Source organism: Pantoea sp. X85, assembly GCF_029623675.1.
Lineage (GTDB): Bacteria > Pseudomonadota > Gammaproteobacteria > Enterobacterales > Enterobacteriaceae > Pantoea > Pantoea leporis.
The window spans coordinates 490549-502748 of sequence record NZ_CP121108.1; the positions used below are offsets into that span (position 1 = coordinate 490549).

The following is a 12200-nucleotide window of genomic DNA, read 5'->3' on the forward strand; positions in this document are numbered from 1 at the left end:
GCGGCAAACAACGTGCAGGTGAAGCGATTATATTGTCGTGGAATGTCAGCGCCGACATATTATCCATCTTCGCACTGACGGGCACGATCATATTCTGATGTTACAGAATTGTTTGTGCACAGATCACTTTACGGGCTTTTGCAGGCCCAGCGGTAATAACGATATGTGATGTACTTCGCAATTTTAAGTCAGTGGGAAAAAAATGGCAGGAGCGGTTGAAAATGCCGGTGCAAATGCCCATCTCTATCAATACGGTCATACAGACCCTCCCTTTCTGCTGCCTGGCCATTTGCGGGGCAGCTTCAACTCACAGGAGAACTCGGTGCGCTGGTTACCGTTCGTGATTTTTTTTGTTTTGGCCTGGATTGAGATCTCAATCTTCATTCAGGTCGCGCATGCGCTGGGCGTGCTGCTCACCATGCTATTGGTGATCTTCACCTCGTGTATTGGTGTGTCGCTGGTGAAAAATCAGGGCATGAAGAACTTCCGTTTGATGCAGGAGAAGCTGGCGCGTAACGAAAGCCCGGCGGCTGAGATGACCAAAAGCGTTTCGCTGATTATCTCCGGCTTCCTGCTGCTGTTGCCCGGTTTCTTCACCGACTTCCTCGGTTTACTGCTGCTGTTGCCGCCGGTGCAGAAGCATCTGACGTTGAAGCTGATGCCGCACTTGCGCGTATGGCGAGGTCCGGGCGCCGGTCCGGATGCGGGTTTCACCGTGGACGGTGAATATGAGCGCAAAGATCAGGACCAAATAGGTCATGACAAAGACCATTAGATAATCAAGGCGGCGCAAGCCGCCTTTTTGTTGCTTTTTTCGCCGTCTGTTGCAGAAACGAAAATATTTATATTTTTTGCCCTTGAAAGCCCACTTATTGCCCCTATCTCTTCCAGCACGAGGCTGGAAGCCCTGCTGTCCGGCTCAACCCCAAAAATGAATGATTGGACTTTCTAAAGGAGAGCTATCAAATGAAAATTCGTCCATTGCACGATCGCGTTATCGTCAAGCGTAAAGAAGTCGAAGCTAAATCAGCGGGCGGCATCGTGCTGACCGGTTCAGCTGCCGGTAAATCTACCCGCGGTGAAATCCTGGCTGTTGGCAAAGGCCGCATCCTGGAAAACGGTGAAGTTAAGCCACTGGACGTAAAAGTGGGTGATCTGGTGATTTTCAGCGAAGGCTACGGTGCCAAAACCGAGAAAATCGACAACGAAGAAGTTCTGATCATCTCCGAAAGCGACATCCTGGCAGTTGTTGAAGCGTAATTTACGCGCAATTCACTGAACGAAACGAATTTAAGGGATATTTGAAATGGCAGCTAAAGACGTAAAATTCGGTAATGACGCACGCGTAAAAATGCTGCGCGGCGTAAACGTACTGGCAGATGCAGTAAAAGTTACCCTGGGCCCGAAAGGCCGTAACGTGGTTCTGGATAAATCTTTTGGTGCACCGACCATCACCAAAGATGGTGTTTCTGTTGCGCGTGAAATCGAGCTGGAAGACAAGTTCGAAAACATGGGCGCACAGATGGTGAAAGAAGTGGCCTCTAAAGCGAACGACGCAGCAGGCGACGGCACCACCACCGCAACTGTACTGGCTCAGGCCATCATCACCGAAGGCCTGAAAGCCGTCGCTGCGGGCATGAACCCGATGGATCTGAAGCGCGGTATCGATAAAGCCGTTATCGCCGCCGTTGAAGAACTGAAAACCCTGTCTGTGCCTTGCCAGGATTCACGCGCGATTGCACAGGTTGGTACCATCTCTGCTAACTCTGATGAAACCGTGGGCAAACTGATTGCCGACGCGATGGACAAAGTGGGCAAAGAAGGCGTTATCACCGTTGAAGAAGGCACCGGCCTGCAAGACGAGCTGGACGTGGTTGAAGGTATGCAGTTTGACCGCGGCTACCTGTCTCCGTACTTCATCAACAAGCCAGAAACAGGCGCTGTTGAGCTGGAAACCCCGTTCATCCTGCTGGCTGACAAGAAAATCTCTAACATCCGCGAAATGCTGCCAGTGCTGGAAGCCGTTGCGAAAGCCGGTAAGCCACTCCTGATCATTGCAGAAGACGTGGAAGGTGAAGCCCTGGCAACGCTGGTGGTGAACACCATGCGCGGTATCGTCAAAGTAGCTGCGGTTAAAGCACCTGGCTTCGGCGACCGTCGTAAAGCGATGCTGCAGGATATCGCTATCCTGACCGGCGGTACCGTGATCTCTGAAGAGATCGGTATGGAGCTGGAGAAAGCTACCCTGGAAGATCTGGGTCAGGCAAAACGCGTTGTGATCAACAAAGACACCACCACCATCATCGATGGCGTGGGCGATCAAGGCGCTATCTCTGGCCGCGTAACGCAGATTCGTCAGCAGATCGAAGAAGCAACCTCTGATTACGACAAAGAGAAACTGCAGGAGCGCGTAGCGAAACTGGCAGGCGGCGTAGCCGTGCTGAAAGTGGGCGCAGCAACTGAAGTTGAAATGAAAGAGAAGAAAGCACGCGTTGAAGATGCCCTGCACGCGACCCGTGCTGCGGTTGAAGAAGGCGTGGTTGCCGGTGGTGGTGTGGCGCTGGTTCGCGTTGCAGCGAAAATCGCCGCATCTGGCCTGAAAGGCGATAACGAAGATCAGAACGTGGGTATCAAAGTTGCGCTGCGCGCAATGGAAGCCCCGCTGCGTCAGATCGTTTCCAACGCCGGCGAAGAGCCTTCAGTTGTTGCTAACAACGTGAAAGCAGGCGACGGTAACTACGGTTATAACGCGCAGACTGAAGAGTACGGCAACATGATCGACTTCGGTATCCTGGATCCAACCAAAGTGACTCGTTCTGCGCTGCAGTACGCTTCATCGGTTGCGGGCCTGATGATCACCACCGAAGCGATGGTGACTGACCTGCCAAAAAGCGACGCACCTGATTTAGGCGGCGCTGGCGGTATGGGTGGCATGGGCGGAATGGGCGGCATGATGTAATTGCCCCTGACTGCTTAAGTCATCTGGAAAACCCCCGATCGGAAACGGTCGGGGGTTTTTCTTTTGCTGGGGAACAAGGTATAAGTAAGGGCGCAATACTTCGGCTTTACGGGTTTAGGGCAATGAATGTTCAGAAAAAAAGTGCGCTTTTCTGCTACGCTGCCGCCCGACACTGATGATAATAAATGGGGATTACAATGCGGATTAACCTCTTGCTCGGTCTGGCAGTCGGAACTTTACTGCTGGCGGGCTGTAGCAGCTCCAATCAACTGAGTGCTGGCGGCGAACGTGTGACCTTCGTCGACCAACAACCCGCAAGTCAATGTCAGCTGCTGGGAACGCTTACCGGCTCTCAGAGCAACTGGCTGAGCGGTTCAGGCGGTGAAGGCAGTTCACTGCGTGGCGCAGCTAACGACCTACGCAACCGCGCGGCAGAAATGGGCGGCAACGTGATTTATGGCGCCACCAGCCCGACGCAGAATCTGCTGTCAGCTTTCGCACCGCTCGACAGCAAAATGACCGGCCAGGTGTATAAGTGCCCGTAAGTTGCAGTTGTAAAAAAAGCCGCTGATGCGGCTTTTTTTATGCCTGACGCAGCTGCAAATCCAGCGGCGTCTTGCTTGGCTCGCCGCCAATCTCGCGCGCCAGTTTCGGCACCATATAACCGGAAACCATCGGCAGCAGCTGGCGCATCAGCCCACGTGCTTCCTCATCTGACACAAAGAAGTGCGCCGCGCCTTGCACCTTATCCAGCACGTGCAGGTAGTAGGGCAGAATGCCAGCATCAAACAGCGCATTACTGAGATCCGCTAGCGTCTGCGCATCATCATTCACATCACGCAGCAACACGCTCTGATTGAGCAGCGTCACGCCGGCACGCTTCAGCATCTGCATGCCGTAACGCAGCTCATCATCAATTTCCTGCGCATGGTTGATATGGCTCACCATCAATACCTGCAGGCGCGTGTCCGCCAGAATCTGACACAAGCTTTCGGTGATACGCGACGGGATCACCACCGGCAAGCGGCTGTGAATACGCAGGCGTTTGAGATGCGGGATTTTCTCCAGCGCGCCCACCAGCCATGCCAGTTCATGATCTTTCGCCATCAGCGGATCGCCGCCGGAGAATATGATCTCGTCCAGTTCCGGATGCGTGGCGATGTAGTCAATCGCTGCCTGCCAGTTGCGCTTGTTGCCCTGATTATCCTGATAGGGGAAATGGCGGCGGAAACAGTAGCGGCAGTTGACCGCACAGCCGCCTTTTACCAGCAGCAGCGCTCGGTTTCTATACTTATGCAGTAAACCCGGCACCACGCTGCTTTGTTCATCCAGCGGATCGGTGCTATAACCTGGCGCATCGATAAATTCCTGACGGCTGGTGAGCACTTGCAGCAGCAGCGGGTCGGCCGCATCGCCTTTTTTCATGCGTGCGATGAAGGCGCGCGGTACGCGCAGGGCGAAAAGCTTGCGCGCATCCGCGCCTGCAGCCAGATCAGCATGCTGATCAAGAGATAAAAGTTGCAGTAATTCAGCAGGTTCGGTGACAACATCAGCTAGTTGCTGCAACCAATCTTCTCTGACGGGGGGATTTAGGGTTACAATGTGTGCCATTTTTTTGGCTATTTACCAGTTCAATATTTACAGAGGGCCTTTATGGCGACTTATCTTAGCAACGATTTCCGTCCCGGTCTTAAAATCATGTTCGAAGGCGAGCCATATGCCATCGAAGCCAGTGAGTTCGTTAAGCCGGGTAAAGGCCAGGCATTTGCGCGCGTTAAAATGCGTCGTCTGCTGACCGGTTCTCGCGTTGAGAAGACCTTCAAATCTACTGACTCTGCCGAAGGCGCAGACGTTCGTGATATGACGCTGCAATACTCTTACAACGACGGCGACTTCTACTACTTCATGCACCCGGAATCTTTCGAGCAGTATCAGATCGAATCTAAAGTGCTGGATGACGTGACCAAGTGGCTGCAGGACAATGCGGATTGTATCGTTACCCTGTGGAACGATAAAGCGATCGCTGTTCAGCCACCGAACTTCATCGAAGCGGAAGTTATCGAAACCGATCCAGGCTTGAAGGGTGATACCGCAGGTACCGGCGGTAAGCCCGCGACGCTGTCGACTGGCGCGGTAATCAAAGTGCCATTGTTCGTACAGATTGGCGAAGTGGTAAAAGTAGATACCCGCTCTGGCGAATACGTTTCTCGCGTAAAATAATCGTCAAATCAGGCGCATCATTGATGCGCCTTTTTTCTCACTGTGTGTTTCCCTTCTCTTTTTTCATCTGTCCAATCCGCAGTTTTACAGATCAAGACTATGCTTTAAGAGCTGTACTTTTACTGCAACCAAAAAGGATATGGCTATGTTAAAGAAAAGTATTGTCGCGATTTTTTCCGTGCTGGTGCTCTCATCCGTTCTGACCGCTTGTAACACCACGCGTGGTGTTGGCGAAGACGTTTCGGCGGGCGGCAAGGCAATCCAGCGCAGCGCACAGTAAGATAGTCCGGTGCGAAAGCGACTTTCGCACCGGTCCTCTCTATTTCTGCTCCACCCAAATCAGCTCATCCACCGGGAATCCGGCACTTCTGGCCTGTTCAACCAGGCGTTGCTTAACATTTTCATCCAGCTGCGGCGTACGTGACAGAATCCACAAGTAGCTACGATTCGGCCCGCACACCAGCGCATAGCGATAGTCAGGATCCAATGCGATCACGTTGTAGCCACCATAGAACGGGCCAAAGAACGACACCTTCAGCGCGGCGCGCTGTTTATCGCCGGTGAAGTAGGCTTTGCCAACGCTCTCTTGCCAGCGCTGTTTCTGCTGATTGTAGCCGCGATTGATCACCTTCAAACCGCCATCCTCGCGCGGACTATAATTAGCGGTAACCTGTTGTAATCCGCGCTCAAAGCGGTGATCGAGGCGGGCGATTTCATACCATTGGCCGAGATAGCGCTGACTGTCGAAACCCTCTACTACTGTGACACCTTTAGGCGGCGCGGTTGAGCAGGCAACGGAGAGAAAAGCGCTCAGGCTGGCAAGCAGGGTTTTCCATGGAGACATTGTGGGATTCCTTCACGATTTTAATGGGTTAAGTATAGCTGCCCGCTAGCAAATTGCTGCCTGCGCCCGCTGCCGTTGTTTGCCATCGGCATTGCGGGTAGACTTCCACCCCTTATCTGTATGAGGAGTCATCAACATGAGCGAAACGGCAAGCTGGCAGCCGAGCGCACCCATTGCCAATTTGTTGAAACGCGCCGCTATCATGGCGGAAATACGTCGTTTCTTTGCCGATCGCGGCGTGCTGGAGGTCGATACCCCGGCGATGAGCCAGGCGACCATCACTGACATCCATCTGGTGCCGTTCCAGACGCGTTTTGTTGGGCCAGGCGCAGCCGAAGGGCGCGATCTGTGGCTGATGACCAGTCCGGAATATCACATGAAGCGCCTGCTGGCGGCCGGAAGTGGTCCGATTTACCAGATGGGTCGCAGCTTCCGTAATGAGGAGGCAGGGCGTCACCACAATCCCGAGTTCACCATGCTGGAGTGGTATCGTCCGCACTACGACATGTACCGCCTCATGAATGAGGTGGACGATTTGATGCAGCAGGTGCTGGAGTGCGACAGCGCGGAATCTCTGTCGTACCAGCAGGCGTTTATCCGCCATCTGGAAGTCGATCCGTTATCGGCTGATAAAGCGCAGCTACGCGAAGTGGCGGAGAAGCTGGGCGAGGGCGAGTTGGCCAATCGTGAAGAAGACCGCGATACGCTGCTGCAGCTGCTGTTTATGCTGGGCGTTGAGCCGAAGATTGGTAACGATAAGCCGTGCTTCGTCTACCATTTCCCTGCGACGCAGGCCGCATTGGCGGAGATCAGTACGGAAGATCACCGCGTCGCCGAGCGCTTTGAGGTCTATTACAAAGGGATTGAGCTGGCGAACGGTTTCCGTGAATTAACCGATAGCCGCGAGCAGCGTCAGCGCTTTGAGCAGGACAATCGTCGTCGAGCCGCGCGTGGCCTGCCGCAACATCCTATCGATACTTATCTGCTGGATGCGCTGGCGCACGGTATGCCTGCCTGTTCTGGCGTGGCGTTGGGCGTGGATCGTTTGATCATGCTGGCGCTGAAAGCCAGCTCGCTAAGCGAAGTGATCGCCTTCCCGGTCGATCGCAGCTAAATCATCAGGGCGCGCAAGCGCCCTTATGGCGTGGTGGTGGCGGGCGCGGTCACTTCCGGGAATTCCTGAATCGTCACCGGCAAGGTCATTTTCTTTTCATTGCGCAAGATCTGCACGTCAATCACCGAGCCCGGACGAATTTCTGCCACCTGATCCATGGTTTCCTGCGCCGAGAGCGCCGGTTTACCATTCACTTCCAGCAGCACGTCATTGGCCTGAATGCCGGCGCTATCGGCGGGGCCATTCGGCGTGACGTCGCTAACGATAATGCCCTGCACGCGATCAAGATTACTGCCCTGGCCATGCAGCGGCGGCAGTTCGCGCCCGGTGATGCCGATGTAGCCGCGAATCACCCGACCATCACGAATCAGCTTATCCATGATTTTGCTCGCCAGCGCGGTGGGAATGGCGAAACCAATCCCTTCCGGCGTTTCGCCATCGCTGCTTTTATCAAACGTCAGGGTGTTAATGCCCATCAGTTCACCAAGCGAGTTAATCAATGCGCCGCCCGAGTTACCCTGATTGATCGAGGCATCGGTCTGCAGGAAGTTTTGTCGTCCGGATGAGCTCAGGCCCACGCGTCCGGTGGCGCTGATGATGCCTTGCGTCACGGTTTGGCCGAGGTTGTATGGGTTGCCGATCGCCATGACGACGTCGCCGATGTGCGCGATACGTTTGGCGTTGATGGGGATAACCGGCAAGTTCGAGGCGCTGATTTTCAGCACCGCTAAATCGGTCATGGCATCGGAACCCACTAAGGTGGCTTCAAAGAAGCGTCCATCCTGCAGCGCGACGATGATTTGGTCGGCGTTATTAATCACGTGTTTGTTAGTGAGGATGTAGCCTTTGCCGTTCATGATGACGCCGGAACCCAGCGTCGTGATGCCGCGATTATTGTTGCCGTGGGCACTGCGGTTATAGACGTTAACGACCGCGGGCACGGCACGTCGCACACCCTGATTAAAACTAACGGGTGCTTCATCGTCGCTGTTGTCTTGATCAAAGGTGACGTTGCTGCCCATACGCAGCGCAGGGATCGCGACGAGCAGTAAGCCAGCCACGATCAGGCCCATCACCACAGAACGCAAAAGTTTAAGAAACATGGTGTTATTTCAAGCCAGGTGAGATCGCAGGGCAGAATAGCATGAGAAAGGCGGACAAACACCTGCTTGTCCGCCTGTTGCGAGGATTATCGCAGAAGCAGGTAAATCGTCTCTTCGCCGCGCACCACGTTCAGTGCCAGCACCGGCGGTTTGCCTTCCAGCACTTTGCGCATTTCGGCAATAGAAGCGACGCGATTGCGGTTTACGCCGATGATCACATCATCTTTCTGCAAACCGACTTGCTCCGCTGGCGTGCCTTTTTCAATGGCATCGACTTTCACGCCTTTATCACCGGTTTTGGTCGCGCCGTCGCTCAGCGTTGCGCCTTGCAGTGCAGGCGACATCAGCTGCGCGCTGGCGGTGGTTTGCGCGCTCTGTTCCAGCGTGACGGTGACGTTGACCGGTTTGCCTTCACGTAGCAGGCCGATTTTCACATCCTGGCCCGGCGGCGTGGTGCCGACTTTCACACGCAGCTCAGCAAAGCTGGTGATCGGCTTATCATTGATGGAGGTGATGATATCGCCAGCTTTGATGCCCGCTTTCTCGGCGGCTGACTTCGGCAGCACTTCCGAAACAAAGGCACCGCGCTGCGCATCGACGTTAAACGCTTTGGCGATATCGGCGGTCATTTCCGTACCTTTGATACCAAGCTGACCGCGCTTCACTTCGCCGAACTGAATCAGCTGCTGCGCCAGGTTCATCGCCATATTGGCGGGAATGGCGAAGCCAATGCCGATGTTGCCGCCGCTTGACGCCAGAATCGCGGTGTTGATACCAATCAACTCACCATTCAGGTTCACCAGCGCACCACCGGAGTTACCGCGGTTAATCGCGGCATCGGTCTGAATGAAGTTTTCCAGTCCTTCCAGATTCAGGCCGCTACGACCGAGCGCAGAGATGATGCCCGACGTGGCGGTTTGACCCAGACCAAACGGGTTACCGATGGCCACGGCAAAATCACCCACTTTCAGCGAATCAGAGTCGGCGATTTTCACCTGCGTCAGGTTTTTCGCGCCTTCAACCTGGATCAATGCGATGTCGGTTTGTTCATCGTGACCAATTAACTTAGCGTCATATTCGTTGCCGTCACCCAGCTGCACGCTGATTTTATCGGCGTTGCTGACCACATGGTTATTGGTGAGGATATAGCCTTTAGCGGCATCAATGATCACGCCAGAACCCAGACCTTCAAAAGGCTGCGGCTGCGATTGTCCCGGTGCCTGACCAAAAAAGCGCTTCAGTGGTTCAGGAATATCCTGCGCCTGCTGACCGCTGTCGGTACCTTCAACACGCACGCTCACTACTGCGGGCAGAACTTTTTCCAGCATCGGTGCCAGGCTTGGCAATGCTTGTCCCTGAATCTGGGCGGGAAGAGTTGCCAGCGCACTCGGCGCCGCAGCCAAACTCATCCCGATACCTAAGGCTAATGCGCTTAACAGACGTGCTTGTTTTTTCATTGCTACAACGCTCTCGCTGCGAAAGGGATAAAAGAAGTGTGACAGTAGTTTGTGGTTTGTGTTCGAAAACAAAAAGGGCACAGCTAAGCTGTGCCCCAAAAGGATTAATTACGCGGAGCGCGGTCGCTGCCACGTAACAGGCCGGATGCGCCTTCAGAGTAATCACGCGGCATCTGCACCGGCGCCTGATCGTTATCCGCTTCGGCTTCCGTTAACTGGTAGGCAAACGGATTTTTCTCGCCGGGCAGATTTGGCAGCAGGTCGTTAGACCCTTTCGCCATGTGCTGATACAGCTGGCGATAATCATGCGCCATATTGTCCAGCAGCTCGGCGCTGCGGGCGAAGTGGTTGGTGAGCTCCTCGCGGTAATCCGCCAGCTCAGCCTTCGATTTTTCCAGTTCATACTGCATGCTACGCTGCTCACGCAGCTTCTTGTTGCCAAAACGCATGACGACTGCGCCGACAATAATGCCAATCACTAAACCAATCAGCCCGTATTCCCAGGTCATAATGACTCCCGTGTAATTTCCGTTGTTTCGTAGGGCATTGCTTCTGTTGCAACATCAACTTCAATAGCAGCCACTATACCCAATAATCTATTGGAAGTGGAACTATCGGGCTGCATCGCTTAGTGTAGAGCGGCCTAATTTTCGTCAACCGACCCGTGAATCGGACTTTTTCAGGGATTCTGAGAGAACCATGCAAACCTCATCTCCGCTTGCACGCTACGAGCAGGCGCTGTCGCAGGGCGAATTTCGCCCGGATGACGTACAACGAGAAGCGATTACCCGCTTAGATACCATCCAGCAAGGATTGATTGCCCGCCAGCAACAGGTTGAACCGGCTGCCAAAGGTCTGTTGGGCCGCTTGTCTAAGATAATGAATAAAGAGAAAAGCACCCGCGAAGCGCCAGTGCGCGGCCTGTATATGTGGGGCGGTGTGGGACGCGGTAAAACCTGGGTGATGGATCTGTTTTTTCAGTCAATTCCTGGTGATCGTAAGCTGCGCCTGCATTTCCACCGCTTTATGCTGCGTGTCCATCAGGAACTGACGCAGCTGCAAGGCCACAGCGATCCGCTGCTAATTGTCGCCGATCGCTTTAAAGCGGAAACTGACATTCTCTGCTTCGATGAGTTTTTTGTCTCAGATATCACCGACGCCATGCTGCTGGGCACGCTGATGGAAGCGCTGTTTGCGCGCGGCATCTCGCTGGTAGCCACCTCGAACATTCCGCCGGATGAGCTCTATCGCAACGGCCTGCAGCGCCCGCGTTTCCTGCCTGCCATCGAACAAATCAAGCGTCATTGTGAAGTGATGAACGTGGACGCCGGTATCGATTACCGTTTGCGCACACTAACGTCGGCGCATTTGTGGAACTTCCCGCTCAACGAGGCCACGCATAGCGAAATGGAGCGCATGTTCCGCGCGCTGTCCGGCAAAGCGCGTGAAGACGCGCCGGTGCTGGAAATCAACCATCGCCAGATGCCCACGCTGGGCGTGCATGAAGGCGTGCTGGCGATCAATTTCCTGACGCTGTGCGGCGAAGGGCGCAGTCAGCACGACTATATTGAGCTCTCGCGCCGTTTTCACAGCGTCTTGCTGTATGATGTGCCGGTGATGATTTATAAGACCGAAGATCAGGCGCGCCGCTTCCTTGCGTTGGTCGATGAGTTCTACGAACGCCACGTGAAACTGGTTGTCGCGGCTGAAACATCACTGTTTGAAATTTATCAGGGCACACGCTTGAAGTTTGAGTATCAGCGCTGCTTGTCGCGTTTGCAGGAGATGCAGAGCGAAGAGTATTTGCGTCTGCCGCATCTGCCCTGATGACGTGGCATAAATCGTAGGTTTTAGATGCAAAAAGGTTCGATCTTTGAGTTCGACTTCTCTATAATCTTGCGACCCCACGTTACAGCATCGGTTTTCTTTCCCAAGAACTCGATGTGATCCGGTAACTCACTTGAAGGGGTGGCTTGCTGGGCAAAATGGTCGTGTGAGCCTCAATCGTTTACTTAGCGTTTGGGATTTCACCAACGTGTAACTTTTTATTTGGGTAAGCTTTTCAATGAAAACTTTTACAGCTAAACCAGAAACCGTACAGCGTGACTGGTATGTTGTTGACGCAACGGGCAAAACCTTGGGTCGCCTGGCGACTGAACTGGCGCGCCGTCTGCGTGGTAAGCACAAAGCGGAATATACTCCGCACGTTGATACCGGTGATTACATCATCGTTCTGAACGCAGAAAAAGTTGCTGTAACCGGCAACAAGCGTACTGACAAGATTTACTATCACCACACTGGCCACATCGGTGGTATCAAGCAAGCGACCTTTGCAGAGATGATCGAGCGCCGTCCTGAGCGTGTGATTGAAATCGCGGTTAAAGGCATGCTGCCGAAAGGCCCACTGGGTCGTGCTATGTACCGTAAACTGAAAGTTTACGCAGGCAACGAGCACAACCACGCGGCGCAGCAACCGCAAGTTCTTGACATTTAATCGGGATTA

14 protein-coding genes are annotated in these 12200 nt (G+C 54.0%); 9 read left to right on the plus strand and 5 right to left on the minus strand.

From position 1 onward, the window contains the following. Positions 1–322 precede the first annotated feature (322 nt). From P6287_RS02185 to P6287_RS02200, 4 genes are all read left to right on the plus strand, one after another. On the plus strand, positions 323–775 hold the full coding sequence (locus P6287_RS02185) for an FxsA family protein (protein WP_192236087.1): 453 nt from the start codon (positions 323–325) through the stop codon (positions 773–775). Positions 776–966: 191 nt separating this feature from the next. After that, positions 967–1260, plus strand: coding sequence for a co-chaperone GroES (locus P6287_RS02190; RefSeq protein WP_101762298.1), 294 nt, complete (start codon positions 967–969; stop codon positions 1258–1260). Positions 1261–1306: 46 nt separating this feature from the next. Beyond that, positions 1307–2959, plus strand: a complete 1653-nt coding sequence (gene groL / locus P6287_RS02195) for a chaperonin GroEL (protein ID WP_101762297.1) — start codon at positions 1307–1309, stop codon at positions 2957–2959. A gap of 197 nt (positions 2960–3156) precedes the next feature. Then, complete coding sequence (locus P6287_RS02200) at positions 3157–3504, plus strand: DUF4156 domain-containing protein (RefSeq protein ID WP_008104416.1); 348 nt, start codon at positions 3157–3159, stop codon at positions 3502–3504. 37 nt (positions 3505–3541) lie between these two features. On the opposite strand, the gene epmB is transcribed toward P6287_RS02200, so the two are convergent. Continuing rightward, positions 3542–4570, minus strand: coding sequence for an EF-P beta-lysylation protein EpmB (gene epmB, locus P6287_RS02205; RefSeq protein WP_277974437.1), 1029 nt, complete (start codon positions 4568–4570; stop codon positions 3542–3544). Between the two features lie 42 nt (positions 4571–4612). Between epmB and efp the strand changes: the two genes are divergently transcribed. Both efp and P6287_RS02215 read left to right on the plus strand, forming a co-directional pair. Further along, positions 4613–5179, plus strand: coding sequence for an elongation factor P (gene efp / locus P6287_RS02210; RefSeq protein ID WP_034826669.1), 567 nt, complete (start codon positions 4613–4615; stop codon positions 5177–5179). A gap of 145 nt (positions 5180–5324) precedes the next feature. Further along, positions 5325–5459 carry an entericidin A/B family lipoprotein gene (locus P6287_RS02215; RefSeq protein WP_007886592.1) on the plus strand — a complete coding sequence of 45 codons (135 nt, stop codon included), beginning with the start codon at positions 5325–5327 and terminating at the stop codon, positions 5457–5459. Positions 5460–5498: 39 nt separating this feature from the next. Here the strand turns inward: P6287_RS02215 and P6287_RS02220 are convergent, their stop codons facing one another. Next, positions 5499–6023, minus strand: coding sequence for a lipocalin family protein (locus P6287_RS02220; protein WP_101762294.1), 525 nt, complete (start codon positions 6021–6023; stop codon positions 5499–5501). A 136-nt stretch (positions 6024–6159) separates the two neighbouring features. Here P6287_RS02220 and epmA point away from each other — a divergent pair, with 136 nt between their 5' ends. After that, on the plus strand, positions 6160–7137 hold the full coding sequence (gene epmA, locus P6287_RS02225) for an elongation factor P--(R)-beta-lysine ligase (protein ID WP_101762293.1): 978 nt from the start codon (positions 6160–6162) through the stop codon (positions 7135–7137). A gap of 23 nt (positions 7138–7160) precedes the next feature. Here epmA and degS read toward each other — a convergent pair whose 3' ends face one another. The 3 genes from degS to zapG all read right to left on the minus strand — a co-directional run bounded on the left by degS (position 7161) and on the right by zapG (position 10206). Further along, on the minus strand, positions 7161–8240 hold the full coding sequence (gene degS, locus P6287_RS02230) for an outer membrane-stress sensor serine endopeptidase DegS (protein ID WP_101762292.1): 1080 nt from the start codon (positions 8238–8240) through the stop codon (positions 7161–7163). 86 nt (positions 8241–8326) lie between these two features. Beyond that, on the minus strand, positions 8327–9697 hold the full coding sequence (gene degQ / locus P6287_RS02235) for a serine endoprotease DegQ (protein ID WP_101762291.1): 1371 nt from the start codon (positions 9695–9697) through the stop codon (positions 8327–8329). A gap of 104 nt (positions 9698–9801) precedes the next feature. Then, positions 9802–10206, minus strand: a complete 405-nt coding sequence (zapG, locus tag P6287_RS02240) for a Z-ring associated protein ZapG (protein ID WP_064737767.1) — start codon at positions 10204–10206, stop codon at positions 9802–9804. Between the two features lie 190 nt (positions 10207–10396). Here zapG and zapE point away from each other — a divergent pair, with 190 nt between their 5' ends. After that, positions 10397–11524 (plus strand): cell division protein ZapE, encoded by a 1128-nt coding sequence (gene zapE / locus P6287_RS02245; RefSeq protein WP_277974438.1) that lies wholly within the window; start codon positions 10397–10399, stop codon positions 11522–11524. A gap of 238 nt (positions 11525–11762) precedes the next feature. Further along, complete coding sequence (gene rplM, locus P6287_RS02250; protein ID WP_007886599.1) at positions 11763–12191, plus strand: 50S ribosomal protein L13; 429 nt, start codon at positions 11763–11765, stop codon at positions 12189–12191. Positions 12192–12200: the final 9 nt, after the last annotated feature.